Below are 22,687 nucleotides of genomic sequence, written 5' to 3'. Positions count from 1 at the left end.
GCGTTCGCAGGTGCTAGCAGGCTGCTTGCAATTGCAAGCAGCTCGGTGCACACTGCCCGTATGGCGTCACTGAACGTGGGCTCGCTCGGCGAGTACATCCGGGAGCAGCGGCGGAGCGCGCAGTACTCGCTGCGGCAGCTGGCCGAGGTCGCCGGGGTGTCCAATCCGTACCTGAGCCAGATCGAGCGCGGGCTGCGCAAGCCCAGCGCGGAGATCCTCCAGCAGATCGCCAAGGCGCTGCGGATCTCGGCGGAGACGCTGTACGTGCAGGCCGGGATCCTGGAGGAGCGGGACGCGGCGGAGCCGGACGGGCCGGGGCTGCGGGCCGCGATCCTGGCCGATCCGCTGATCAACGAGCGGCAGAAGCAGGCCCTGCTGTCGGTGTACGAGGCGTTCCTGAAGGAGAACCAGGCCGCCCGTCCGCCGGACCCCGCGTGAGCCAGTACCGAACGACCAGACCTGCGTGACCGACGCCCCGCGCCCGACCGCGCGGCGGCACCCGACCGGGAGGACCGACATGCCGATCAGCGACGAGCTCAAGAAAACCCTCACCGACCCGACCCCGCTGTACGCGCTGGCCGGCGCCGGCGACCTCGCCTACGAGAAGCTCCGCGAGGTGCCCGCCCAGATCGAGGCGCTCGCCGCCGACCGCAAGGGCACCCAGGAGAGGGCCGCCGCCGCCCTGCAGGACGCGGGCGCCGCGCTGGCCGACGCGCAGGCGAAGGTCACCGAGGCGGTCAGCGCGCTGCCCACCGACGTGAAGGAACTCCAGGCCAAGGCGCAGGAGTTCGCCATGCAGCAGGTCGGCCGGGCGCTGGAGTTCGCGGTGAAGGCCAAGGAGGTCTACGACGAGCTGGCCGTCCGCGGCCGCACCGTGGTCGACGCCGCCAACACCCCGAAGGACGCCCAGCCGGAGCCGGCCGCGGAGGCGGACGTGGTGGTCGAGGAGGTCGTGGTCGCCGAGGTCGTGGTGGACGAGGAGCCCACCGCCCCGAAGCCGTCCGCCAAGAAGGCCCCCCGGGCCCGGAAGGCCGCCGCCGAGCAGGAGTGAGCGGGGCGCGGCGGGGAACGCCGCGCCGCCGAGGGCCGTTGACCGGTGCGGTGGCCGTGCCAGGATGGAAGAAAGAGTGAGGAGCCCGCGGTGCAGATCCTGTACGTCAACCTCCTGAACCCGTTGTGGTGGGTCGCCACGGCGATCATCTGCTTCAAGGTGTTCGCGCTCGCCGACGCGGTGTTCCGCCGGGAGGACGCGTACCGGGCGGCCGACAAGAAGACCAAGGGCTTCTGGGTGATCCTGCTGAGCGTCGCCCTGGTCTGGGACCTGCTGTTCGGCGCCAACCCGATCACCGGCCTGCTGACGCTGGCGGGCCTGGTCGCCGCGATCGTCTACGTGGTGGACGTCCGCCCCGCGATCAAGCTGCTCACCGACGGCCGCGGCGGCGGGCGGAGCAACCAGGGCCCGTACGGCCCCTGGTGACGCCGCGCCGGATCACCGGCGGCGCGCAGCGAACGGAAGAGGGCGGCCCCCGCGCGGGGGCCGCCCTCCGTCGTCCCGGAACCGCCTCCGGAACCGTCCCCGGAACCGCCTCCGGAACCGTCCCCGGGCCGCTCAGCCCATGATCACCGGCACCGGGTTGCGCTCCAGCAGCAGCACCGCGACGTCGTCGGTGAGCGCGCCGCCGTTCAGCTCCTCGACCTCGGCGATCGCCGAGTCGACCAGCCGGCCGCGGGTCAGCCCGGCGGCCTGGTGGTCGGCGACCAGTTCGATCAGGCCCTCCTGGCCCAGCCGCGGCGAGCCCGCGCCGACCTTGCCCTCGATCAGGCCGTCGGTGTACATCAGCAGCCGCCAGCCGGGGGAGAGTTCGACCCGCAGGGCGGGCCAGACCGAGTGCGTCGCGTCGCAGGGCAGCAGGCCGAGCGCCGGGCCGGCCTGGTCGAGCGGGAGCAGCACCGGCGGGCCGTCCGGGCCGAGCAGCAGCGGCGCGGGGTGCCCGGCCAGGTACAGCTCGGCGGACTCGGGGCCGCCGTCCGCGGTCGGGGCGTCCAGCACGACCATGCACAGGGTGGCGAAGATCTCGTCGCTGCGGCGCTCGTGCTCCAGCACGTGCTGGAGGGTGGTGAGCAGGTGCTGGCCGGTCAGTCCGGCGAACACCAGCGTCCGCCACGCTATCCGCAGCGCGACGCCGAGCGCGGCCTCGTCGGGGCCGTGGCCGCAGACGTCGCCGATCACCACGTGCACCCGGCCGTCCTTGGTGCGGACGGCGTCGTAGAAGTCGCCGCCGAGCAGGGCGCGGCGGCGGCCGGGGCGGTAGCGGCGGGTGAAGGCCAGGCCGGCGCCGTCCAGCAGCGGGGTGGGCAGCAGGTGGCGCTGGAGCCGGGCGTTCTCCTGGCCGCGGATCTCGGCCTCGACCAGGCGGCGCTGCGACTCGTCGGCGCGCTTGCGCTCCACCGCGTAGTGCAGGGCGCGGGCCAGCAGCGGGCCGCCGGTGTCCTGCCGGAGCAGGAAGTCCTGGGCGCCGGCGGCGACCGCGGCGGCGCCGAGCTCGGCCCCGGCGGCGTCGGTGAGCACCACCACGGCGGTGCGCGGGGCGCGCAGCAGCAACTCCCGCAGCCCGTCCAGCCCGTCGGGCCCGCCGTCGGTGGGCCCGCCCTCGGCGGCGGGGTCGGCGGAGGGCTCGCCGAGGTCGAGCAGGACGCACTGGAAGTCGGTGCCGCGCTGCCCGCGGCGGCCGCTGCCGGGCAGCGGCGGCAGGGCGGCGAGGGCCTCCCGGATGCCGTTCACCCGGTGCAGTTCGGCGTGCCCGCCCAACTCGGCGGCGAGCGAGTCGAACAGGGTGTGCTCGGGCCCGTCGGCCTCGACCACCAGCACCCGGAAGTCGGCGGCGGGCCGGGCCGGTTCGGGGGCGGCCGGGGTGCTGCGCGGATGCGGTATCGGCGCGGGGCCGACCGTGCGGCCGGCGGCCTGGCCGTTCGGCCCGGCGAGCTGGCCGTTCTGGCCGGGGCGCTGGGCGCTGTGGGCGTGGCGGCCGCGGCTGCGTTCGGCGGTTCCGGCGCTGCTGGTCGCGTCGGGTGCCCGCCCGTCTCCCGTCACGGGCATCGGTCGGTCCTTCCTTTCCCCGACAGACCAACGGCTGGTGTCCGTCCGCAGTGCCCGGGTGGCACCGGGCATCGGGGGGCTTCCCGCGACCATAACGTGATCTCCGAGGATTTCTTCGACTGGGCGGCGCCGATGTGGTTATTGCCACGCGTGTGGTGGCGGCTTTGCCTAGGGTTTTCCCGGGTTTCCGCCGGTGCCGGAACGGAATCGAGAAGAGGGGCGTGGCGGTGACACAGATCACGCTGGTGCAGGGTGACATCACGGAACAGCAGGTGGACGCGGTGGTGAACGCCGCCAACGGCTCACTGCTGGGCGGCGGCGGGGTGGACGGGGCGATCCACCGCCGGGGCGGGCCGGAGATCCTCGCCGAGTGCCGGGCGCTGCGCGCCTCGCACTACGGGAAGGGGCTGCCGACCGGCCGGGCCGTGGCGACCACGGCGGGGCGGCTGCCGGCCCGCTGGGTGGTGCACACCGTCGGCCCGGTGTACCGGGCGGAGGACTACCGGCAGCGCTCGGAGCTGCTGGCCTCGTGCTATCGGGAGTCCCTTCGGGTCGCGGTCGGGCTGGGGGCCCGGACGGTGGCCTTCCCGGCCGTCTCGGCCGGGATCTACGGCTGGCCGCTGGACGATGCCGCTCGGATCGCCCTGACCGCCGTGGTCGAGGAGGCCCCCGACCTGGACGAGGTGCGGTTCGTGCTGTTCGGCGCCGAGGCGTACACGTCGTTCGAACGCGCCCGGCGGGAGCTGGGGGAGCAGGCGGACTGACGGCTGCCGGAGGGCTGCGGGAGCGGCCGTTCGGACGGTCCCATGGTGGCGTGACGGGGCGTCAACACGCCAGAGGAAATCGATAACTCGTTCGAGTGAGTCGTCGAACGAACGCTCGAAGCGTCGGTCTCGAAGCGTTGGCGGGGCCGGCCGGTGCGGTGCTTCAGCGCGGCGCCAGCGCGGCCCAGTCCACCGTCAGCTCGCCCTGCCGCCGCCGGGCCGGCGCGTCCCGCAGCGGCCAGTCCGCCGCCAGCGCCGCGCAGGCCGCCGCCCAGCGCTGCCGGGCCCCGAACGCCCCCAGCGGGGCGGCCGCCGCCCAGGCCCGGTCGAAGTCGCGCAGGAAGGAATGCACCGGGCGCCCCGGCACGTTGTGGTGGATCAGCGCCTTCGGCAGCCGCTCCGCCAGGTCGGACGGCCGCTCCAGGTCGGCCAGCCGGGCCGCGAAGGTCACCGTGCGCGGCCCCTCCGGGCCGAGCGCCACCCAGACGTGCCGCCGGCCCACCTCGTCGCAGGTGCCCTCCACCAGCAGCCCGTCCGGCGCCAGCCGCCCGCACAACCGGGCCCACACCTCGGCGACCTGGTCCTCGTCGTACTGCCGCAGCACGTTCGCCGCCCGGATCAGCTGGGCCCGCGCCCCGCCGTCCAGCGGCACCTCGAAGCCGCCCCGGCGGAACTCCAGCAGCGGCGGCTCGGCCATCGGCAGCGCCGCGGCGACCCGGGCCGGGTCGATCTCGATCCCCACCACCCGGACGTCCGCCCGCACCGCCCGCAGCCGCGCCGCCAGCTCCACCGCCGTCCACGGCGCCGCGCCGTACCCCAGGTCCACCGCCACCGGCGGGGCCGCCGGCGCCCGCAGCGCCCGGCCCGCGGCGTACGCGATCCACCGGTCCATCCGCCGCAGCCGGTTGGTGTTCGTGGTGCCCCGGGTGATCGTCCCCACCGGCCGGCTCGACCGGCCCCGGGACGACGGGGTGTCGCTTGCGGCCATGGTCACCAAGCGTACGCAGCCGTCCCGGCACCGACGGCACCCGGATCCGCTGGCGGGAATACGACGACGCGCTGCCCCGTTGCCCTGGCTGACGTCCATCCGCCCGCTGCCGCCGGCCGCGGGCGGTGGCACGAGCAGAGCAGACCAGACGGCCGGCGCACAGGGAGGCTCCCGCAGGTGACCCAGCACCTCGTCCGCACGCCCCGCCGGGAGCCGCGCCGCCCGCGCCCGCCGCCCCCGTGTCCGCCGCCCAGGCCCGGGCCCGCCGGCCGCGCCGGATCGCCATGCTGAGCGTCCACACCTCGCCGCTGCACCAGCCCGGCACGGGGGACGCCGGCGGCATGAACGTGTACATCGTGGAGCTGGCCAAGCGCCTCGCCGAGCTGGACATCGAGGTCGAGGTCTTCACCCGCGCCGTCAGCTCGGACGACGCCCCCACCGTCGAGCTCGCCCCCGGCGTCCTGGTCCGGCACGTCACCGCCGGGCCGTACGAGGGCCTGTTCAAGGAGGACCTGCCGGCCCAGCTGTGCGCCTTCACGCACGGCGTGCTGCGCACCGAGGCCGGGCACCGCCCCGGCTACTACGACCTGGTGCACTCGCACTACTGGCTGTCCGGCCAGGTCGGCTGGCTGGCCGCCGAGCGCTGGGGCGTCCCGCTGGTGCACACCATGCACACCATGGCCAAGGTCAAGAACGCGGCCCTCGCCGAGGGCGACACCCCGGAGCCCGCGGCCCGGGTGATCGGCGAGACCCAGGTGGTCGGCGCCGCCGACCGGCTGATCGCCAACACCGCGGAGGAGGCCGCCGAGCTGGCCCACCACTACGCGGCCCGCCCCGACCAGCTCGCCGTCGTCCACCCCGGCGTCAACCTCGACGTCTTCCGCCCCGACGGCCCCGCCTCCCGGGCCGCCGCCCGGGACCGGCTCGGCCTGCCGCAGGACGCGGCGGTGCTGCTCTTCGCCGGCCGAATACAGCCGCTCAAGGCGCCCGACGTCCTGCTCAAGGCCGTCGCCCGGCTGCTCGACCGCCACCCCGGCCTGCGCGAGCGCCTGGTCGTCCCGGTGGTCGGCGGCCCCTCCGGCACCGGCCTGGCCCGCCCCGAGAGCCTGCACAAGCTCGCCGCCCAGCTCGGCATCGGCGACGTGGTCCGCTTCCACCCGCCGGTCGACCAGCACCGCCTCGCCGACTGGTACCGCGCCGCCACCGCCCTGGTGATGCCCTCGCACAGCGAGTCCTTCGGCCTGGTCGCCCTGGAGGCCCAGGCCTGCGGCACCCCCGTGGTCGCCGCCGCCGTCGGCGGCCTCCCGGTCGCCGTCCGGGACGGCCGCACCGGCACCCTCGTCCCCGGCCACGACCCCGACGCCTGGGCCCGCGCCCTGCACCCCTACGTCACCGACCCCGCCCTCACCCCCGCCCGCGGCGCCGCCGCCGCCCGGCACGCCGCCGCCTTCGGCTGGCTCACCGCGGCCGCCGCCACCGCCGAGGTCTACACGGGAGCCATGGCGGCCGTCCGGGCCTGAGCCCCGCCGGTTCCCCGCCGGTCCCCGGCGGGGCGTGACCGGGCAGACACCCGGTCCGTGCCGCCGGGCCGCTAGCGTGGGGCCCATGGCAGCCAAGGACGACGCACTCACCCTCCTGCGCGCCGCGCTCGACCAGGCCGGGGTGCCCTGGGAGCCGGCCGCCACCGACCCGTACACCGTGGTCGCCGCGCTGCCCGGCACGCGAAAGCTCTCGACGGCCTGCGCGCTGCGGGTCGGCGACCACACGCTGTCGGTGAACGCCTTCGTGATCCGGCGGCCGGACGAGAACCACGCGGAATTCCATCGGTGGCTGCTGGAGCGCAACACGAGGATGTTCGGGGTCGCGTACGCGGTCGACCGGCTCGGCGACGTCTACCTGGCCGGCCGGCTCCCGCTGGAGGCGGTGACCCCGGACGCGGTGGACCGGCTGCTGGGCAGCGTGCTGGAGAACGCCGACGAGCCGTTCAACACCCTGCTGGAGCTCGGCTTCGCCACCGCGATCCGGCGCGAGTGGGAGTGGCGGACCAAACGCGGCGAGTCCACCCGCAACCTCGCGGCGTTCGCGCACCTGGCGAGCGCGGCCGCCCCCGCGGCGGACGGGACCCCTCCCGCAGCGGACGGGACCCCTCCCGCCGGAGCCTGAGCCCGGTATCCTCCCGGCCGGGGAGGAAACCATGGACACCGAATTCGCCGGAACCGCCGAATCCGCCGCCGCACAACGGAAGTTGGCCTGGCTGGAGACCGAACTCGCGGCGGAGCTGAAGGAACGCCGACGCCGCCGCGACTGGGACCGGCGGCGGGCGCTCACCCTGCAACTGGCCACCGTCAGCCTGTCCGCGCTGGTCACCGTGCTGCTCGGCCTGAAGGTCGGCGAACCCGCGGCCAGCCGACTGGCCGACCTCGCGCTGGTGGCCGGCGCGCTGGTCACGGTGCTGGCCGCCTGGGCGGCGTTCTTCGGGTACCGCACGCTGTGGATCCAGCGCGCCGACACCGTGCACCGGCTGAACTCGCTGCGCCGCCGCCTCGGCCTGCTGAAGGCCGAGTACGGCGACGCGGTGCCGGAGGCGGCCCGGCTGACCCCGCTGATCGACGAGTACCAGGCGATCCTGGAGGACGACCACGACTCCTGGGTCCGGCTGCGGCAGAGCGAGGCGGGCGGCACGGCCGGCTGATGCACCGTCAGCCGTGGGGCGGTGCGGGGTGGTGGACTTCGCTCCAGACGATCTCGCGGGCGACGCCGTTGTTGCGGAAGGCGGGGGAGTAGCTGTGGCCCCAGCGGTCGCCGAGGGCGAGTGCGGCCAGGACGGCCGGGGGGTCGTCGGGTCCGTCGGGCCGGATGATGGAGAGTTCGATCCGGAAGCCGTCGGCGATGGTGGTCAGCCGGGCCTCCCCGCCGCCGCCGGCCCGGGAGAGCTGCTCGGCGATCTCCCAAGTCCGTTGCCGTAACGCGTCGTTCACGAGGCGGCGCCCAGGTCCGCGCGAGTGGGCGGACGCACCGCGCCCCGACCGGCGGACCAGGGCGAGCCCCCGTCCGCCGGCACCAGCACCAGGGCGCCCCGCCCGTCCAGCCCGGAGAACTCGCCGAGCCGCCCGGTCGCCGTGTCGACCAGCAACTCGCCCCGCCCCGGAGACCAGGACACCGGACCGGCCTCGGCGAACTCCCCGCCCCGCACGGCCCGTACGTAGGGCGCGCCCGCCCACACCAGGGTCGCCAACTCGCCCGCCACCTCCGGAGCGACCCCGCCCAACTGCACCAGGTGCGCGCCGGTGGCCGTCCGCTCCACCCCCAGCGAGGGCAGCCTGACCCCGGCCGAGCCCAGGGCCTCCCGGAGGCCGTCGCACACCTTGCGCGCGAAAGCCCGGTCCTGCCTCTCCATCCGGTCCAGCAGGGAGTTCCCCATCGCGGCCACCACCCGTTCCCTCACTCGCAATTGTCACGTTCTGTGCCCCAAGGGTTGCGGACCGGCACTAGCCTGGGAAGCGGAGACATACTGACAAGCGATCTGCGTAGAGGTGAGCCATGGTCAGCCCTTCGCCACTCGACCCGACGCGGTCCCCGGCCGCGTTCTACGGAGCCGAGCTGCGGCGGTTGCGGGAGAAGGCCGGGCTCTCCCAACAGGAGCTGGCCGACCTGGTCTTCATCTCGGGGACGTACGTCAGCCAGCTGGAGAAGGCCACCCGGCGTCCGCAGGAAGATCTGTCACGCCAACTGGACGCGGCACTTGAGGGGGACGGCCACCTCGAACGGTTGCACTCGCTGGTCCGGGCCACCCGGAGGCGGCAGTTCGCCGATTACTTCGTGGAAGCGGCGGAACACGAGCTCCAGGCGAGGACGATCCTGGAGTACGCGCCCCTCGTGGTGCCGGGGTTGCTTCAGACCCAGGCGTACGCGAAGGCGACGATCCTGGCTGCCAACCCGCTGCTCGGCGAGGAGAAGCTGGAGGAGCACCTCATGGGTCGGCTGGAGCGGCAGGCCCTGATCGTCGCCCCAACAAGGCTCTTGTTCTGGGTGGTTCTCGACGAGGCGGTACTCAGGCGGGTGGTCGGCAGTAGGAAAATCATGGCCGAGCAGCTCCGGTACATCGCCGAGTTGATCGCCCAGAGGCAGGTCATCGTCCAGGTCGTGGAGTTCGACGCAGGGGCGCATGCGTTGCTCGGGGGCATGATCAGCCTGATGGCCTTCGACGACGCGCCGCCCCTGGCGTACATGGAGAGCGTCAACGTCGGCCACCTGGTCGACGAAACCGCCTTGGTCGAAAAATGCCGCCTGGCCTACGATTTCGTGCGGGCTGCTGCGTTGTCGCAGGAGGAATCCCTGGTCCGGATCATGAAGGCTGTGGAGGAACACGAGGATGCGAGTCACTCCCAATGAGTCCGTCTCGCCGCGGCAGTGGCGGAAGAGCAGCTACTCCACAGGCGAAGGCGGTTCGTGCGTCGAGGTGGACGACGCCAACTTCGGCCACGTCCGGGACTCCAAGGACCCGTACGGCCCGCACCTGGAGTTCGCCCCGGCCGCCTGGGCGGCCTTCGTGAACGCCGCCGTGGCCGGCGAGTTCGGCGAGATCTGACCGCACATCACCCGTATCGCCGAGGACTGCGGAGGAACACGAAGATGCATGCCACTCCTACCGACTCCGTCTCGCCGCGACAGTGGCGGAAGAGCAGCTACTCCGGCGGCAGCGGCGGTTCGTGCGTCGAGGTGGATGACGCCAACTACGGCCATGTCCGGGACTCCAAGGACCCGTACGGCCCGCACCTGGAGTTCGCCCCGGCCGCCTGGGCGGCCTTCGTGACCGCCGCCGTGGCCGGCGAGTTCGGCGAGATCTGACCCCGCCTCACCCAATGCCGAACGAGGCCCCCTCCCGCGCGGGAGGGGGCCTCTGTGCAATCCGTTTGTTCAGCGGGTGTTCCGGGTGGTCGGGGGCGTCAGGCCGCCGTCTCGACCGGGGTCGGGAGGGCCGGTTCGTCGGCCGTCGGGGGTTCGGGGCGGTGGCGGCCGAGGAGGACGAAGGCGGCGGCGGCCAGGGTGCCGGCGGCCGCGCAGCCGCCCCACAGGGCCCAGCTGCCCGCGTACTGGAGCAGCAGGCCGCCGCCCAGCGGGCCGGCGAACGAGGCCAGTGACCAGGAGAGCGAGTAGACGCCCTGGTAGCGGCCGCGGGCCCGGGCGGGGGAGTGTTCGGCGACCAGCGCCATCATGGTGGGCGCGGTGACGATCTCGCCGACCGTCCAGATCGCCACCGTCAGCGCGTACAGCGCGGCGGACGAGCCGGCCAGCGCGGTCAGGCCGAAGCCCCAGCCGGTCAGCAGCGCGCCCGCGACCAGCAGGGCGGTCCGGTCGCGGCCCTCCATCAGCCGGGTGAGCGGGAGTTGGAGCAGCACGATGAGCACCCCGTTCAGGCTGATCACCAGGCCGAACTGGGCGGCCGAGAGGCCGTGCCGGCCCATGTCGACCGGCAGCGTGGTGGAGCCCTGCTGGACGACCAGGGCCAGCAGCAGGTTCACCGCGACCACGGCCATGAACGGGCCGTCCCGGAACACCGTGCCCAGTCCGACCCGGGGCGCGTCCGCGGCCGGGGCGGCCTTCGGCTCGGGGTGGGTCTCCGGGACCTTCACGAACACCACCACCGCGCACAGCAGGGTGGTCACCGCGTCCAGCAGGAACAGCGTCAGGTAGCCGTGCACGGCGATCAGTCCGGCCACCGCGGCGGAGGCGCCGAAGCCGATGTTGATCGCCCAGTAGTTCAGCGCGTACGCCCGGACCCGGTCCGCGGCGGGCACCAGGTCGGCGATCATCGCGCTCACCGCGGGGCGGGACGCGTTGCTCGCCAGGCCGACCAGGAAGGCCACCGCGGCGATCGCCACCGGGCCGTCGGTGAACCCGAGCACCGCGGTGAACAGCGCCGTCGCCAGCTGCGCGGCCAGCAGCGTCGGACGGCGCCCAAGCCGGTCGGTCAGCACGCCCGCGCCGATCGAGGCCACCGCCGAGCCGAGCCCGAACAGCGAGGCCACCAGGCCCGCGTACGCCGCCGAGTAGCCGCGCTCGTGGGTGAGGTACATCGCCAGGAAGGTGACCACGAAGCCGCCGAGGCGGTTCACCAGGGTGGACGTCCACAGCCACCAGAACTGGCGCGGGAGCCCGCCGCCCGCTCTGCGTGCTTCGGCGGCCAGACGGGCGGCGAGGGGCATGGTGCGGCTCCCGGGCGGTACGGCCCCGGACGGCCGCGGGCAGGGTGGGGCGGCCGCCGGAGGGCAGGGTGGAACGACAGGATCGGTAAGAACCGAAGAGGATGCGCGAACATTACCTCCGGAATGGACGGCCAAGCGATCGGATTTGGCCCTCGACTAGGCTTGGCCCCATGGCTGACACGACCTATCGCTTGATCCTGCTCCGCCACGGCGAGAGCCAGTGGAACCAGAAGAACCTGTTCACCGGTTGGGTCGACGTCGACCTCAACGAGAAGGGCGAGAAGGAGGCCGCCCGCGGCGGCGAACTCCTGCTCGCCGAGGGCCTGCTGCCGGACGTGCTGCACACCTCGCTGCTGCGCCGCGCCATCCGCACCTCGCAGATCGCCCTCGACAAGGCCGACCGCCACTGGATCCCGGTCCGCCGCAGCTGGCGCCTGAACGAGCGCCACTACGGCGCCCTGCAGGGCAAGGACAAGGCCCAGACCCTGGCCGAGTTCGGCGAGGAGCAGTTCCAGCTCTGGCGCCGCTCCTACGACACCCCGCCGCCGGCCCTCGCCGACGACGCCGAGTACTCCCAGGCCGGCGACGCCCGCTACGCCGAGATCCCGTCCGAGCTGCGCCCGAACACCGAGTGCCTCAAGGACGTCGTCGACCGGATGCTCCCCTACTGGTACGACGCCATCGTGCCGGACCTCGCGGCGGGCAACACCGTCCTGGTCACCGCCCACGGCAACAGCCTGCGCGCCCTGGTCAAGCACCTCGACGGCATCTCCGACGAGGCCATCGCCGGCCTCAACATCCCCACCGGCATCCCGCTCGTCTACGAGCTCGACGCCGACTTCAAGCCGGTCACCCCCGGTGGCCGCTACCTCGACCCGGAGGCTGCCGCGGCCGCCATCGAGGCCGTGAAGAACCAGGGCAAGAAGTAACACACCCCTTCCCGCCCTCACCCCCTCTCAGCCCCCTGCCCGGCGCAACGACGCCCCGGCCCAGGGGGCTGTCCCGTTCCCGCGCCGCCGCCGCGCTCCCCTCCTGGCGTTGCCGGCCGCCGGCCGCCGGCCGCTTACTGAGTCGATGGAACGTCAACTCACCTTCGGCAAAGCCTCGTTAAGGTTCCTGAATGGTTCAGACCATTGACGGGGGGAAGGTGTGGCTTCTAGCGTGGGAGCACTGTCGGCGCGGGCATGACAATCTTGGTCGCCCCCCACGCGGCCCCTTTCGCGTGTCCGCGGTCGTGTACTCCATCCACCCCCACGGAGGAGCACCATGCGCAAGCGCAACATCCTCGCGGTCGGCTTCGCGGCCGCCGCAGCGGTCCTGGCCACCGCGATCCCGGCCAGTTCGCACGGGTACATCACCACGCCGCCCAGCCGGGCGGGGCTGTGCGGTGCCGGTGTGGTGAAGAAGTGCGGGCAGATCCAGTGGGAGCCGCAGAGCGTCGAGGGCCCCAAGGGCTTCCCGGCCTCCGGGCCCGCCGACGGCACGCTGTGTGCCGGGGCGGACTCCCGCTGGGCGCCGCTGGACGACCCGCGCGGCGGGGCCTGGCCGACCACCAAGGTGACCGCCGGGCAGCAGCTCACGCTGACCTGGAGCATCGAGGCGCGGCACGCCACCACGTCGTTCCGGTACTTCCTCACCAAGCCGGGCTACGACGCCACCACCAAGATCACCAGGTCGAACCTGAACCTGACCCCGTTCCTGACCGTCCCGATGGGCGGCAAGCAGCCCCCGGCCACGCTCAGCCACACCGCGACGCTGCCCTCCGGGCTGACCGGCCACCAGGTGATCCTGGCGGTCTGGGACATCGCGGACACCGGCAACGCCTTCTACCAGTGCATGGACGTCAACTTCTCCTGACGTCCGGACGGACAAGGCAGGGCAGTGCAGGGCAGGACGGCCGGGCACCCCCGCGGGAGGGGTGCCCGGCCGTCCGCCGTGCCGGGCTCAGTGGCCGCCGCAGCAGCCGCCGGTCGCGCCGCCGCACTGGCAGGGCGCGCCGGACTGGCAGCCGCAGCCGCAGCCGGGACCGCAGCCGCAGCCGGCGGCCAGCACCGGCAGCAGCTTCGCCGCGGCCGGGGCGGCCGGGTGCGGCGGGGGAGTGGTCGGGGTGCCGGTCGTCTTCATCGGGCTGCCTCCTCGTCCGGGCGGAGCCGGGCGAGCCGAAGCAGCCGCCCGTCCCTTCGAGTGAAACCCGGCGGTTGACGGCACGTCAACGGGCGCGCGGAGGCTGGCGGTTCGGCCTCCGTGCGCCCCCCGACGGGTGCGGCGGCGGGCTACTCGGCGGGCTCCGCGGTGGCGATGAAGTCGTCCACGTGCTCGCCGGTGACCAGGTACACCACGCGCTTGGCGACCGAGACCGCGTGGTCCGCGAAGCGCTCGTAGTAGCGGCCGACCAGGGTGACGTCCACCGCGGTCTCGATGCCGTGGTGCCAGCGGTCGTCCAGCAGGTGCGAGAACAGCTCGCGGTGCAGGGCGTCGATGGCGTCGTCGTCGGCCTCCAGCTCCAGCGCCTTGTCGACGTCCTTGGTGGCGATCACCAGTCCGGCCTTGGCGACCAGGCGCTGGGCGAGCTGCCCCATCTCCAGCACGATCGGGTGCAGGTCGTTCGGGACGGCGGTCTCCGGGTAGCGCAGCCGCGCGACCTTGGCGACGTGCCGGGCCAGGTCGCCGCCGCGCTCCAGGTCGGCGCTCATCCGCAGCGAGGTGACCACGATGCGCAGGTCGGTGGCGACCGGCTGCTGGCGGGCCAGCAGGTCGATCGCGCGGTTCTCCAGGTCGTGGTGCAGGTCGTTGATCTTCTCGTCGGCGGCGATCACGCTCTCCGCCAGGGCCAGGTCCGCGTCCAGCAGGGCGGTGGTGGCCCGGCCCATCGCCGAGCCGACCAGGCGGGCCATCTCGACCAGGCTGTCGCTGATCGAGTCGAGTTCCTCGTGGTACGCGTCGCGCATGCGCTCTTCTCCTCCAGTACCGGTGTCGGTGGCGGTGCCGACCGGACGTCCCGGACCGTCCGCCCGAGGGGCGGGGGTGCGGGCGGCCGCTGCTGGTGGCGCGAATGGTAGCCGCGTCACCGCCCACACGGGCTTGCCCGGCCCAGACTGAGCCGTTCGGGCGACCTCCCACGGCCTCTGCGGTGAATCGGCGGAATCCTGAAGGTGAATTCTCGGCAACGTCAGGCCGATGCCTTGATCGCACCCTTACGGAGTGCGCCCGAGCACCATTTACGCTGACTGGCATGGACGTGAACGTGGCCGCCGCCGCTGCCTGCGCCATAGCCGGGCTCGGCGTCGGCCTCACCGCCTCCATCGCCTTCCGCTGGAGCGAGCGCGAGCAGGCACGCGGCAGGAGCGGCAGGACCGGCAGGACCAACAGGAGCGCGGCGCCGGAACCGGACCAGGAGCCGGCCCTGCCCCCGGGCGTGGACACCGTGCTCTCGGTGCTGCGCTCGTGCGCGATCGTGCTCGGCGAGGGCGACGAGGTGGTCAAGGCCTCCTCCGCGGCCTACGCGATGGGCCTGGTCCGCGGCGGCAAGGTGGCCGTCGACCCGATGCTGTCGCTGGCCCGCTCCACCCGGCGGGACGGCGAGATCCGGCAGATCGAGCTGGAGCTGACCCGCCCCGGCGCCTCGGCCCGCACCGCCGAGCCGCTGGCGGTCTCGGTCCGGGTCGCCCCGCTGGGCTCCCGGCTGGTGCTGGTGCTGGTCGAGGACCGCACCGAGCGCCGCCGGATCGAGGCGATCCGCCGCGACTTCGTGGCGAACGTCTCGCACGAGCTGAAGACCCCGGTCGGCGCGCTCTCGCTGCTCTCCGAGGCCGTCGCGGACGCCTCCGACGACCCGGAGGCGGTGCAGCGCTTCGCCGGCCGGATGCAGGTGGAGGCGACCCGGCTGGCCAGCCTGGTGCAGGAGATCATCGACCTGTCCCGGGTCCAGGACGACCAGCTCAAGGTCGACCCGGAGCCGGTCGCGGTGGACGAGCTGATCGCCGAGGCGATCGACCGCTGCCGGCAGACCGCCGCCGCCAAGCAGATCGTCATCGCGGCGGGCGGCACCACCGACCTGTACCTGGTCGGCAACCGCGGCCAGCTGGCCGCCGCACTCGGCAACCTGGTGGAGAACGCGGTCAACTACAGCCCGCCGCGCACCAGGGTCGCCATCGCCACCCGCCGGATCTCCAGCGCCGCGGCGCTGGGCGAGGCGGACGGCGAGCTGATCGAGATCTCGGTGACCGACCAGGGCATCGGCATCTCGGAGAAGGACCGCGAGCGGATCTTCGAACGCTTCTACCGGGTGGACCCCGCCCGCTCCCGCCTCACCGGTGGCACCGGCCTCGGCCTGTCCATCGTCAAGCACGTCGCCGCCTCGCACCGCGGCACCGTGTCGGTCTGGAGCGTCGAGGGCCAGGGTTCCACCTTCACTCTGCGGCTCCCCGCCGGGCAGGCCCCGGTCGAGGACCCCGAAAACCACGCAGCAACCACACTTCCTGCCCCGGAGGCCCGATCGTGACCCGTGTACTGGTGGTCGAGGACGAGGAGTCGTTCAGCGACGCCCTGTCGTACATGCTCCGCAAGGAGGGCTTCGAGGTGGCGGTCGCCGCCACCGGGCCCGACGCGCTGGAGCAGTTCGAGCGCAACGGAGCGGACCTCGTCCTGCTCGACCTGATGCTGCCCGGCCTGCCCGGCACCGAGGTCTGCCGCCAGCTGCGGGTCCGCTCCAACGTCCCGGTGATCATGGTCACCGCGAAGGACAGCGAGATCGACAAGGTGGTCGGCCTGGAAATAGGAGCCGACGACTACGTCACCAAGCCGTACTCCACCCGCGAGCTGGTGGCCCGGATCCGCGCGGTGCTCCGCCGCCGCGGCGAGGACGGCGGCGCGGACGGCGCGACCGCCCCGGGCGCGCTGGAGGCCGGCCCGGTCCGGATGGACGTCGACCGGCACGTGGTGACGGTGGACGGCGCCAAGGTCGACCTGCCGCTCAAGGAGTTCGACCTGCTGGAGATGCTGCTGCGCAACGCGGGCCGGGTGCTGACCCGGATGCAGCTGATCGACCGGGTCTGGGGCGCGGACTACGTCGGCGACACCAAGACCCTGGACGTCCACGTCAAGCGCCTGCGGGCGAAGATCGAGCCGGACCCGGGCGCCCCGCGCTACCTGGTCACGGTCCGCGGCCTGGGCTACAAGTTCGAGCCGTAGACCGCACCCCCGCAGCACGGGAAGGGCCCCGCCTCGCGGCGGGGCCCTTCCCCTTGCTACGGACTTCTGCGCTGCGGACTCCGCTGCGGGCGCGTCAGTGGGCCGAGGCCGAACCCGACGGGCTGGCCGGGGCGGAGGCGCTGCCGCTCGCGGTGGCACCGGCCGACGGCGAGCCGCTGGCACCGGCCGCCGGGGCGGAGGCGGACGCACTGGCCGAGGGGGACGGGGCGGCCTTCTTCGGGCCGAAGGCCTCGTAGCTGCCGACGGCCGGCTGCACGTTGGCCTGGGCGGAGACCTCGCCGGCCTTCGCGAAGGTGAAGGTGGTCTTGACGTAGCCGCCGACCGACAGCTGCGAGGAGGAGACCTGGGCGACCGGGCTGCCCTGGGCGCCGAGCAGCACCGACTGGTTGACCTTGAGGTCCACGGTGGAGACGGGGGCGCCGTTCTCGTCGGTCAGCTTGGCGGTGGCGTCACCGATCTTGACCGAGGTGAGCACGTCGTCCGTGGCGCCGGCGTTGGCGATGTTGACGGTGACGGTCGCCGGGCCGGTGTACGCACCGGCGCTGCCCGCCTCGGTGACCACGACGATGTTGTTGAGCTTGACGCCGTCCCCGACGCTCGTCGCCGCGTTGTCCGGCTTGATCTGCAGCGTGCTCGCGTCGTTGCCGGTGGCGCAGGCGGCCAGCGGGAGGATCGCGGCGAGGACGATGGCGGCGACAGCGCCGCGTCGAAGGCTCCGGCTCACGGCGGCGACTTCTCCTTGATGGGGGGAATGATCCAGCGGAAAACGGATCACGGTCGGTGGTCGTGGGCCAGACTACCGACCACACATATCCGGCTCTCACGGGGTGGCCCCGTGTCGCGGTCCGATCACGATCCGGGGCGCCCGGCGCGTCGGGGGCAAAAACTCAAGATCCAATCATGGTTTCGGGGTCGTGACCAGAGGTTTCGCCGCGCGGTCAGACCGCCTCCGACCTGCGGGAAGCCCGGATCGAACATCGGTCGCAGCATGCGACGGGGGTGGTTGTCAAGCCCTGGGACCGGCCCTGACCTGCGAAAACGCCCTTCGGGTCAGCCGAAAAGCGTGTTATTCTGGAAAGCCACGGAAGGGGTCCTGTCACATGACGTTCAAGGTTGGCGACACGGTGGTCTACCCCCATCACGGGGCTGCGCTGATCGAGGCCATCGAAACTCGCCAGATCAAAGGTGTGGACAAGACCTACCTGGTGCTGAAGGTGCAGCAGGGAGATCTGACGCTTCGCGTTCCCGCGGAGAACGCCGAGTTCGTCGGCGTCCGCGACGTGGTGGGCCAGGAAGGCCTGGACCGCGTGTTCGAGGTGCTGCGGGCACCGTACACCGAAGAGCCCACCAACTGGTCTCGCCGGTACAAGGCGAACCTCGAGAAGCTCGCGTCCGGCGATGTGATCAAGGTCGCAGAGGTCGTCCGCGACCTGTGGCGCCGCGAGCGCGAGCGCGGCCTGTCCGCCGGCGAGAAGCGGATGCTGGCCAAGGCCCGGCAGATCCTGGTGAGCGAACTGGCGCTCGCCGAGAACACCAACGAGGACAAGGCCGAGACGCTGCTCGACGAGGTTCTCGCCTCCTGAGCCGCGACGAGCCGCGAGGCCGGTCGAATTCTGATCTCCCAGCCCTGCCAACGGGGTTGAGCCAGGTTTGACGCAGCGCCCGGTGGTGCCCGAACAGGCACCTCGGGCGCTTCGCCATGCCCGGAAGGGGGGTGGCACGGCGGAACGGCGAGCACGGTTCCACTAACGTGCAGTCAGGAAGGGGGCCTGCCCGCTCGCGTCATCCGCGCTCGGCACGGGCCATACCCATCACAACCGAGGAGCCAAACCTGAACGCCTCAGCACAGCTCGCGGCAGCGGTCGTACCGGCCGCCGGGCGCGGCGAGCGACTCGGCCCCGGCGCCCCCAAGGCGCTGCGCGAACTCGGCGGCGTGCCGCTGCTGGTGCACGCCGTCCGGGCGCTGGCCCGCAGCCGGGCGGTCGGCCTGGTGGTGGTGTGCGCCCCGCCGGACGGGGTGGCCGAGGTGGTCTCGCTGCTGGACAGCCACGGCCTGGACGGCAAGGACGTCCGGGTGGTGCCCGGCGGCGCCAGCCGGCAGGAGTCGGTGCGGCTCGGCCTGGCGGCCGTCCCCGCGGGCACCCGGGTGGTGCTGGTGCACGACGCGGCCCGCCCGCTGGTGCCGGTCGAGGTGGTGGACGCGGTGGCCGCCGCCGTCCGGGCCGGGGCCGAGGCGGTGGTGCCCGCGGTGCCGCTGGCCGACACCGTCAAGCGGGTCGAGCCGCAGCCGTCCGGGCCGGAGCCGGTGCTGGACACGCCCGACCGCTCCACCCTGCGCGCCGTGCAGACCCCGCAGGGCTTCGACCTGCCCGCCCTGGTCGCCGCGCACGGGAAGGCGCTCGCCGAGGGCGCCGAGGTGACCGACGACGCCGGGCTGATCGAGCGCTTCGGCGGCCGGGTGGTCGTGGTGCCCGGCCACGAGGAGGCGTTCAAGGTGACCCGCCCGCTGGACCTCGTGCTCGCCGAGGCCGTGCTCGCCCGCCGGAGGGCCACCGATGGCTACTGACCCGATCGTTCCGCGCACCGGCATCGGCATCGACGTGCACGCCTTCGAGGAGGGCCGCCCGCTGCGGGTGGCCGGCCTCGACTGGCCCGGCGAGACCGGCCTGGCCGGGCACTCGGACGCCGACGTGGCGGCGCACGCCGCCTGCGACGCGCTGTTCTCCGCCGCCGGGATCGGCGACCTGGGCGCGCACTTCGGCACCTCCCGCCCCGAGTGGGCGGGCGCGGCCGGGGTGGCGCTGCTGGCCGAGGCGGCCCGGCTGGTCCGGGAGGCCGGCTTCGAGATCGGCAACGTCGCCGTCCAGGTGATCGGCGTCCGCCCGAAGGTCGGCAAGCGCCGGGCCGAGGCCCAGGCCGCGCTGTCGGCGGCGGTCGGCGCCCCGGTCTCGGTCTCCGGCACCACCACCGACGGCCTCGGCCTGACCGGCCGCGCGGAGGGACTCGCCGCGATCGCCACGGCGCTGGTCTACGCCCGGCCCGGCGCCTAGCCTGGCCCTGACGGAACGTCAGGAACCGGTCACTGGAGGAGAGATGGGCGTCGAACTCGCCGACAAGGTGAAGGAACTGCTGGACGCGAAGAGCTACGCCGTGGTGTCCACGGTGCAGCCCGACGGCAGCCCGCAGTCGTCCGTCGTCTGGGTGAAGCGGGACGGGGACGACATCCTGTTCTCCACCGTCCAGGGCCGCCGCAAGCACCTCAACCTGGTGCGGGACCCGCGGATCAGCCTGCTGGTCAACCCGGCGGACAACCCGTACACCTACTTCGAGGCCCGCGGCGAGGTCACCATGACCACCGAGGGCGGCCCGGAGCTGATCGACGAGCTGTCGCGCAAGTACCGCGGCGAGGACTACCGGTTCGACGGTCCGGACGACGTCCGGGTGGTGGTGCGGCTCACCCCGCGCAAGGTGGTCGGCAACAACCTCTGAACGCGGGCACGCCAAAGCGGCGGAAGGTGGCGGGGCACCCCCCGCCGCCCACTACCCTGGTCGCTGTGAGCCTTCGCCTGTACGACACCATGACCCGCCAGGTACGCGACTTCGTCCCGCTGGTGCCGGGCTGTGTCTCGATCTACCTGTGCGGTGCCACGGTCCAGGCACCGCCGCACATCGGGCACATCCGGTCCGGCCTGAACTTCGACGTGATGCAGCGGTGGTTCCGCTACCGCGGCTACGACGTCACCTTCGTGCGCAACGTCACCGACATCGACGACAAGGTGATCGCCAAGGGCCGCGAGCAGTCCACCGAGTGGTGGAAGATCGCGTACGCCAACGAGCGCGCCTTCAACGAGGGTTACACCGCCCTCGGGTGCCTGCCGCCGAGCGCCGAGCCGCGCGCCACCGGCCACGTGCCCGAGATGATCGAGATGATGCGCGGCCTGATCGAGCGCGGCCACGCGTACGCCGCCGACGGCAACGTGTACTTCGCGGTCACCACCTACCCGGAGTACCTGGCGCTCTCCAACCAGGAGCTGGAGAACCTGCGGCAGCCCTCCGGCGACGGCGAGACCGGCAAGCGCGACCCGCGCGACTTCGCCATGTGGAAGGCCGCCAAGCCCGGCGAGCCGAGCTGGGAGACGCCCTGGGGCCGCGGCCGCCCGGGCTGGCACCTGGAGTGCTCGGCGATGGTGCACAAGTACCTCGGCCGGGCCTTCGACATCCACGGTGGCGGGATCGACCTGATCTTCCCGCACCACGAGAACGAGATCGCCCAGTCCAAGGCGTTCGGCGACGAGTTCGCCAACTTCTGGGTGCACAACGCCTGGGTGACGCTGGCCGGCGAGAAGATGTCCAAGTCGCTCGGCAACTCGGTGCTGGTCTCCGAGATGGTCCGGCGCTGGCGGCCGATCGTGCTGCGCTACTACCTGGCCGGCCCGCACTACCGCTCGATGATCGAGTACAGCGAGGAGTCGCTGCGCGAGGCCGAGACCGGCTTCGGCCGGATCGAGGGCTTCATCGAGCGCGCCGTCGAGCGCTGCGGCCCGGTCGACCCGGCACCCGAGGTGCCGCTCGCCTTCGCCGAGGCGATGGACGACGACCTGGGCGTCCCGCAGGCGCTCGCCGTGGTGCACACCGCCGTCCGGCAGGGCAACAGCGCGCTCGGCGCGGACGACAAGGAGTCGACCGCGGCCCGCCTCGCCGAGGTCCGGGCGATGCTCGGCGTGCTCGGCCTCGACCCGCTGGACGAGCAGTGGGCCGACGGCGCCGAGCAGAGCGAGGAGCTCACCGGCGTGGTCGACGCCCTGGTCCGGCTGGTCCTCGACCAGCGCCAGGCCGCCCGCGCCCGCAAGGACTTCGGCACCGCCGACGCGATCCGCGACCAGCTCGGCGCCGCCGGGCTGGCCGTCGAGGACACCCCGTCCGGCCCGCGCTGGACGATCAGCCAGTAACACCAGTAGCCCCCCGGGGCGCGCAGGGGCCGTACCTTTGGAGAGGTGCGGCCCCGACGCACGAAGCAGACGCAGAGACAGGAAGTACAGCCATGGCCGGCAACAGCCAGCGCAGGAACCGCCGCAACGCCGGATCGAAGAAGGGCGCGAGTGTCGGTACCGGCGGCCACAGCCGGAAGGCGCTCCAGGGCAAGGGCCCGACCCCGCCCGGCGAGGCCCGCAAGGGGCACCCCAAGCAGCGCGCCGCCAACGCGGCGCTCAAGCGCGAGCGCGACGCCAAGTCCCGCGCGGGCATGCGCCGCGCCGGCGCCGGCAGCCGCAGCGGGCGCGGCGGAGCGGGCGCCGCCGAGCTGGTGGTGGGCCGCAACTCGGTGGTCGAGGCGCTGCAGGGCGGCGTCCCCGCCACCGCGCTGTACGTGCAGCAGTTCATCGACACCGACGACCGCGTCCGGGACGCCTTCCAGGCCGCCAACGAGCGCGGCATCCCGCTGATGGAGGCCCCGCGCCCGCAGCTGGACCAGATGACCGGCGGCCTCAACCACCAGGGCCTGGTGCTGCAGGTCCCGCCGTACGAGTACGCGCACCCCGAGGACCTGCTGGACGGCGCCGCCGACGCCGGGCAGGACGCGCTGATCATGGCGCTGGACGGCGTCACCGACTCGCGCAACCTGGGCGCCGTGGTCCGCTCCGCCGCCGCGTTCGGCGCGCACGGCGTGGTGATCCCGGAGCGCCGGGCGGCCGGCATGACCGCGGGCGCCTGGAAGACCTCCTCCGGCGCGGCGGCGCGCCTGCCCGTGGCGCGCGCCACCAACCTGACCCGCGCGCTGGAGGCGTACCAGAAGGCCGGCCTGATGGTGGTCGGCCTGGCCGCCGACGGCGAGGCCGAGATCGGCGACCTGGACGCGCTGAACGGCCCCGTGGTGATCGTGGCCGGCTCCGAGGGCAAGGGCCTGTCCCGGCTGGTCTCGGAGACCTGCGACCTGCTGGTGCGGATCCCGATGCCGGGCCAGACCGAGTCGCTGAACGCCGGTGTCGCGGCGGGCATCGTGCTGTACGAGGCCGCCCGGCTGCGCGCCAAGCGCTGACGTCCGGGCCGGGCGCCGGGGGCTGACGCCTGGCTGGGCGCCGGGGGCCGGGGGCTGGCGTCCGGCTGCGCGCCAAGCGCCGGCGTCCGGGCGGGTGGCGGGAACTGACGACCGGTCAGTCCGTCGTTTTCGTGGGGCAACCGGTCGGGTCCGGTCGGGCCCGATCGGTTTTCTCATGATCACTTCAAATCCTCTCCCGGAATCCACCCGGGAGAGTGTCCTCGGGGCCCGTCACCCGGTTAGAGGGGTGTGGACACCAGAACACCACTGCGCCTCGGGCAGCGCCCCTCGGGGATAGACGACGGTCCGGTCCTCAACACGGTCCGGGTTCCGTCCGACCCGTCGAGGCTCAGCAGCACCCAGGCCAGCTTCCGGGTCAGGCTCTCC

28 protein-coding genes are annotated in these 22,687 nt (G+C 73.3%); 20 read left to right on the top strand and 8 right to left on the bottom strand.

From position 1 onward, the window contains the following. Nucleotides 1–60: 60 nt before the first annotated feature. From OU787_RS13905 to OU787_RS13895, 3 genes are all read left to right on the top strand, one after another. Nucleotides 61–438: a helix-turn-helix domain-containing protein gene (locus OU787_RS13905; protein WP_035957036.1), complete on the top strand. Its 378-nt coding sequence runs from the start codon at nt 61–63 to the stop codon at nt 436–438. A 79-nt stretch (nt 439–517) separates the two neighbouring features. Further along, nucleotides 518–1,051 (top strand): hypothetical protein, encoded by a 534-nt coding sequence (locus OU787_RS13900; RefSeq protein WP_268659491.1) that lies wholly within the window; start codon nt 518–520, stop codon nt 1,049–1,051. A gap of 96 nt (nt 1,052–1,147) precedes the next feature. Then, the gene (locus OU787_RS13895; protein ID WP_030463279.1) at nt 1,148–1,477 is read left to right on the top strand and encodes a DUF2516 family protein; all 330 of its coding nucleotides are present in this window, start codon (nt 1,148–1,150) and stop codon (nt 1,475–1,477) included. Nucleotides 1,478–1,609: 132 nt separating this feature from the next. Here the strand turns inward: OU787_RS13895 and OU787_RS13890 are convergent, their stop codons facing one another. Further along, the gene (locus OU787_RS13890) at nt 1,610–3,097 is read right to left on the bottom strand and encodes a PP2C family protein-serine/threonine phosphatase (protein WP_268659490.1); all 1,488 of its coding nucleotides are present in this window, start codon (nt 3,095–3,097) and stop codon (nt 1,610–1,612) included. Between the two features lie 227 nt (nt 3,098–3,324). On the opposite strand from OU787_RS13890, the gene OU787_RS13885 reads away from it, so the two are divergent. Further along, entirely contained in the window at nt 3,325–3,861 is a 537-nt protein-coding gene (locus OU787_RS13885; RefSeq protein ID WP_268659489.1) for an O-acetyl-ADP-ribose deacetylase, read from the top strand. 163 nt (nt 3,862–4,024) lie between these two features. Here the strand turns inward: OU787_RS13885 and OU787_RS13880 are convergent, their stop codons facing one another. Next, a complete protein-coding gene (locus tag OU787_RS13880) occupies nt 4,025–4,849 on the bottom strand; it encodes a class I SAM-dependent methyltransferase (RefSeq protein WP_268659488.1) in 825 nt (274 codons plus the stop codon). Between the two features lie 284 nt (nt 4,850–5,133). On the opposite strand from OU787_RS13880, the gene mshA reads away from it, so the two are divergent. From mshA to OU787_RS13865, 3 genes are all read left to right on the top strand, one after another. Next, a complete protein-coding gene (gene mshA / locus OU787_RS13875) occupies nt 5,134–6,369 on the top strand; it encodes a D-inositol-3-phosphate glycosyltransferase (protein ID WP_268661863.1) in 1,236 nt (411 codons plus the stop codon). 85 nt (nt 6,370–6,454) lie between these two features. After that, nucleotides 6,455–7,012 (top strand): YbjN domain-containing protein, encoded by a 558-nt coding sequence (locus tag OU787_RS13870; protein WP_268659487.1) that lies wholly within the window; start codon nt 6,455–6,457, stop codon nt 7,010–7,012. A 31-nt stretch (nt 7,013–7,043) separates the two neighbouring features. Further along, complete coding sequence (locus OU787_RS13865; protein WP_268659486.1) at nt 7,044–7,541, top strand: SLATT domain-containing protein; 498 nt, start codon at nt 7,044–7,046, stop codon at nt 7,539–7,541. A gap of 7 nt (nt 7,542–7,548) precedes the next feature. Here OU787_RS13865 and OU787_RS13860 read toward each other — a convergent pair whose 3' ends face one another. Next, entirely contained in the window at nt 7,549–7,827 is a 279-nt protein-coding gene (locus OU787_RS13860) for a hypothetical protein (protein ID WP_268659485.1), read from the bottom strand. Then, nucleotides 7,824–8,270 (bottom strand): hypothetical protein, encoded by a 447-nt coding sequence (locus OU787_RS13855; RefSeq protein WP_268659484.1) that lies wholly within the window; start codon nt 8,268–8,270, stop codon nt 7,824–7,826. The genes OU787_RS13860 and OU787_RS13855 overlap by 4 nt, the downstream gene beginning before the upstream one ends. A 119-nt stretch (nt 8,271–8,389) precedes the next feature. Here OU787_RS13855 and OU787_RS13850 point away from each other — a divergent pair, with 119 nt between their 5' ends. Genes OU787_RS13850 through OU787_RS13840 form a run of 3 tightly spaced genes read left to right on the top strand, consistent with a single transcriptional unit; the run spans nt 8,390 to nt 9,697 of the window. After that, complete coding sequence (locus tag OU787_RS13850; protein ID WP_268659483.1) at nt 8,390–9,241, top strand: helix-turn-helix domain-containing protein; 852 nt, start codon at nt 8,390–8,392, stop codon at nt 9,239–9,241. Beyond that, nucleotides 9,222–9,437, top strand: a complete 216-nt coding sequence (locus OU787_RS13845; protein ID WP_268659482.1) for a DUF397 domain-containing protein — start codon at nt 9,222–9,224, stop codon at nt 9,435–9,437. The genes OU787_RS13850 and OU787_RS13845 overlap by 20 nt, the downstream gene beginning before the upstream one ends. Before the next feature lie 44 nt (nt 9,438–9,481). Beyond that, nucleotides 9,482–9,697, top strand: coding sequence for a DUF397 domain-containing protein (locus tag OU787_RS13840; protein ID WP_268659481.1), 216 nt, complete (start codon nt 9,482–9,484; stop codon nt 9,695–9,697). A 98-nt stretch (nt 9,698–9,795) separates the two neighbouring features. Here OU787_RS13840 and OU787_RS13835 read toward each other — a convergent pair whose 3' ends face one another. After that, on the bottom strand, nt 9,796–11,055 hold the full coding sequence (locus tag OU787_RS13835; protein WP_051817684.1) for an MDR family MFS transporter: 1,260 nt from the start codon (nt 11,053–11,055) through the stop codon (nt 9,796–9,798). Between the two features lie 170 nt (nt 11,056–11,225). Here OU787_RS13835 and OU787_RS13830 point away from each other — a divergent pair, with 170 nt between their 5' ends. Continuing rightward, a complete protein-coding gene (locus tag OU787_RS13830) occupies nt 11,226–11,984 on the top strand; it encodes a phosphoglyceromutase (RefSeq protein WP_030463289.1) in 759 nt (252 codons plus the stop codon). Nucleotides 11,985–12,321: 337 nt separating this feature from the next. Then, on the top strand, nt 12,322–12,912 hold the full coding sequence (locus OU787_RS13825; protein ID WP_030463290.1) for a lytic polysaccharide monooxygenase auxiliary activity family 9 protein: 591 nt from the start codon (nt 12,322–12,324) through the stop codon (nt 12,910–12,912). An 87-nt stretch (nt 12,913–12,999) separates the two neighbouring features. On the opposite strand, the gene OU787_RS13820 is transcribed toward OU787_RS13825, so the two are convergent. After that, on the bottom strand, nt 13,000–13,179 hold the full coding sequence (locus OU787_RS13820; protein ID WP_030463291.1) for a hypothetical protein: 180 nt from the start codon (nt 13,177–13,179) through the stop codon (nt 13,000–13,002). Nucleotides 13,180–13,328: 149 nt separating this feature from the next. Continuing rightward, on the bottom strand, nt 13,329–14,003 hold the full coding sequence (gene phoU / locus OU787_RS13815; RefSeq protein WP_268659480.1) for a phosphate signaling complex protein PhoU: 675 nt from the start codon (nt 14,001–14,003) through the stop codon (nt 13,329–13,331). A gap of 284 nt (nt 14,004–14,287) precedes the next feature. On the opposite strand from phoU, the gene OU787_RS13810 reads away from it, so the two are divergent. Together OU787_RS13810 and OU787_RS13805 are read left to right on the top strand one after the other, a co-directional pair. Next, complete coding sequence (locus OU787_RS13810) at nt 14,288–15,556, top strand: sensor histidine kinase (RefSeq protein WP_030463293.1); 1,269 nt, start codon at nt 14,288–14,290, stop codon at nt 15,554–15,556. Continuing rightward, a complete protein-coding gene (locus OU787_RS13805; RefSeq protein WP_030463294.1) occupies nt 15,553–16,245 on the top strand; it encodes a response regulator transcription factor in 693 nt (230 codons plus the stop codon). The genes OU787_RS13810 and OU787_RS13805 overlap by 4 nt, the downstream gene beginning before the upstream one ends. 94 nt (nt 16,246–16,339) lie before the next feature. On the opposite strand, the gene OU787_RS13800 is transcribed toward OU787_RS13805, so the two are convergent. After that, on the bottom strand, nt 16,340–16,990 hold the full coding sequence (locus OU787_RS13800; protein WP_030463295.1) for a hypothetical protein: 651 nt from the start codon (nt 16,988–16,990) through the stop codon (nt 16,340–16,342). 376 nt (nt 16,991–17,366) lie between these two features. Here OU787_RS13800 and OU787_RS13795 point away from each other — a divergent pair, with 376 nt between their 5' ends. From OU787_RS13795 to rlmB, 6 genes are all read left to right on the top strand, one after another. Then, complete coding sequence (locus OU787_RS13795; RefSeq protein WP_014136563.1) at nt 17,367–17,849, top strand: CarD family transcriptional regulator; 483 nt, start codon at nt 17,367–17,369, stop codon at nt 17,847–17,849. A 167-nt stretch (nt 17,850–18,016) separates the two neighbouring features. Then, on the top strand, nt 18,017–18,832 hold the full coding sequence (gene ispD, locus OU787_RS13790) for a 2-C-methyl-D-erythritol 4-phosphate cytidylyltransferase (protein WP_232795161.1): 816 nt from the start codon (nt 18,017–18,019) through the stop codon (nt 18,830–18,832). Then, nucleotides 18,822–19,316, top strand: a complete 495-nt coding sequence (gene ispF, locus OU787_RS13785; protein ID WP_030463297.1) for a 2-C-methyl-D-erythritol 2,4-cyclodiphosphate synthase — start codon at nt 18,822–18,824, stop codon at nt 19,314–19,316. The genes ispD and ispF overlap by 11 nt, the downstream gene beginning before the upstream one ends. A gap of 43 nt (nt 19,317–19,359) precedes the next feature. Beyond that, entirely contained in the window at nt 19,360–19,755 is a 396-nt protein-coding gene (locus tag OU787_RS13780; RefSeq protein WP_030463298.1) for a PPOX class F420-dependent oxidoreductase, read from the top strand. A 65-nt stretch (nt 19,756–19,820) separates the two neighbouring features. Beyond that, complete coding sequence (gene cysS / locus OU787_RS13775; protein ID WP_030463299.1) at nt 19,821–21,215, top strand: cysteine--tRNA ligase; 1,395 nt, start codon at nt 19,821–19,823, stop codon at nt 21,213–21,215. A gap of 92 nt (nt 21,216–21,307) precedes the next feature. Next, a complete protein-coding gene (gene rlmB / locus OU787_RS13770; protein ID WP_030463300.1) occupies nt 21,308–22,300 on the top strand; it encodes a 23S rRNA (guanosine(2251)-2'-O)-methyltransferase RlmB in 993 nt (330 codons plus the stop codon). Nucleotides 22,301–22,687: the final 387 nt, after the last annotated feature.

The sequence above is a fragment of the Kitasatospora sp. YST-16 genome, assembly GCF_026802215.1.
Taxonomy (GTDB): Bacteria; Actinomycetota; Actinomycetes; order Streptomycetales; family Streptomycetaceae; genus Kitasatospora; species Kitasatospora cineracea.
This window is presented reverse-complemented; position numbering and strand designations above follow the sequence as displayed.

Coding starts and splice junctions, on each gene's coding strand:
- OU787_RS13855 (WP_268659484.1), bottom strand. CDS start 8,270: ATGGGGAACTCCCTGCTGGACCGGATGGAGAGGCAGGACCGGGCTTTC.
- OU787_RS13890 (WP_268659490.1), bottom strand. CDS start 3,097: ATGCCCGTGACGGGAGACGGGCGGGCACCCGACGCGACCAGCAGCGCC.
- OU787_RS13850 (WP_268659483.1), top strand. CDS start 8,390: ATGGTCAGCCCTTCGCCACTCGACCCGACGCGGTCCCCGGCCGCGTTC.
- OU787_RS13840 (WP_268659481.1), top strand. CDS start 9,482: ATGCATGCCACTCCTACCGACTCCGTCTCGCCGCGACAGTGGCGGAAG.
- OU787_RS13880 (WP_268659488.1), bottom strand. CDS start 4,849: ATGGCCGCAAGCGACACCCCGTCGTCCCGGGGCCGGTCGAGCCGGCCG.
- mshA (WP_268661863.1), top strand. CDS start 5,134: ATGCTGAGCGTCCACACCTCGCCGCTGCACCAGCCCGGCACGGGGGAC.
- OU787_RS13810 (WP_030463293.1), top strand. CDS start 14,288: ATGGACGTGAACGTGGCCGCCGCCGCTGCCTGCGCCATAGCCGGGCTC.
- OU787_RS13835 (WP_051817684.1), bottom strand. CDS start 11,055: ATGCCCCTCGCCGCCCGTCTGGCCGCCGAAGCACGCAGAGCGGGCGGC.
- OU787_RS13830 (WP_030463289.1), top strand. CDS start 11,226: ATGGCTGACACGACCTATCGCTTGATCCTGCTCCGCCACGGCGAGAGC.
- ispF (WP_030463297.1), top strand. CDS start 18,822: ATGGCTACTGACCCGATCGTTCCGCGCACCGGCATCGGCATCGACGTG.
- phoU (WP_268659480.1), bottom strand. CDS start 14,003: ATGCGCGACGCGTACCACGAGGAACTCGACTCGATCAGCGACAGCCTG.
- OU787_RS13870 (WP_268659487.1), top strand. CDS start 6,455: ATGGCAGCCAAGGACGACGCACTCACCCTCCTGCGCGCCGCGCTCGAC.
- OU787_RS13905 (WP_035957036.1), top strand. CDS start 61: ATGGCGTCACTGAACGTGGGCTCGCTCGGCGAGTACATCCGGGAGCAG.
- OU787_RS13825 (WP_030463290.1), top strand. CDS start 12,322: ATGCGCAAGCGCAACATCCTCGCGGTCGGCTTCGCGGCCGCCGCAGCG.
- OU787_RS13845 (WP_268659482.1), top strand. CDS start 9,222: ATGCGAGTCACTCCCAATGAGTCCGTCTCGCCGCGGCAGTGGCGGAAG.
- OU787_RS13795 (WP_014136563.1), top strand. CDS start 17,367: ATGACGTTCAAGGTTGGCGACACGGTGGTCTACCCCCATCACGGGGCT.
- OU787_RS13865 (WP_268659486.1), top strand. CDS start 7,044: ATGGACACCGAATTCGCCGGAACCGCCGAATCCGCCGCCGCACAACGG.
- OU787_RS13820 (WP_030463291.1), bottom strand. CDS start 13,179: ATGAAGACGACCGGCACCCCGACCACTCCCCCGCCGCACCCGGCCGCC.
- OU787_RS13900 (WP_268659491.1), top strand. CDS start 518: ATGCCGATCAGCGACGAGCTCAAGAAAACCCTCACCGACCCGACCCCG.
- OU787_RS13780 (WP_030463298.1), top strand. CDS start 19,360: ATGGGCGTCGAACTCGCCGACAAGGTGAAGGAACTGCTGGACGCGAAG.
- rlmB (WP_030463300.1), top strand. CDS start 21,308: ATGGCCGGCAACAGCCAGCGCAGGAACCGCCGCAACGCCGGATCGAAG.